Below are 522 nucleotides of genomic sequence, written 5' to 3' on the forward strand. Positions count from 1 at the left end.
GCGTATTGAAACGAGAGAAAAAAATTGAGCTCGGTTTTGGCTTAGGTGCGATGAAAGAAAGACTGCAGGCTTTGCAAGGAAATTTATCCATACATACAGACAATATGGAAGAAACGGTGTTGATCTGCACCATTCCAAGAAATAGCGAAGCCAATACCGACACACTCAGGGTAATCCTAGTAGATGATCAACCTGGCATTTTGGATGGTTTGAAGACAAATTTAGAGAGTCACAATCAACTGCAAATTGTCGGTATAGCTGAATCTGGAGAGGATGCCTTATCATTATGTAACCACATCCAGCCCGATATCGTACTTATGGATGTGAATATGGCTAATATGAACGGAATAGAAGCGATGGAAGCGATAAAGGAAAGGGATTCCATGATCAAGGTTGTTATTCTCTCATCTTTTGAGAATATCGATCAAGCGGTAGAGGCACTGCAAAAAGGAGCAAATGGCTATTTACTTAAGTCTATTCAAGCAAAAGAGCTCATTGATACCCTTCATTTCATTCACCGTG

The 522-nt window shown here is 40.4% G+C and carries 1 protein-coding gene; it reads left to right on the top strand.

All coding sequences use genetic code 11. The features are described from left to right. A partial coding sequence (locus KI375_RS27050; protein ID WP_212976443.1) for a response regulator occupies positions 1–522 on the top strand: 522 nt, incomplete at both ends.

The organism is Bacillus sp. J14TS2 (assembly GCF_018333015.1).
In the GTDB taxonomy this organism is placed as follows: Bacteria; Bacillota; Bacilli; order Bacillales; family Bacillaceae_C; genus Lederbergia.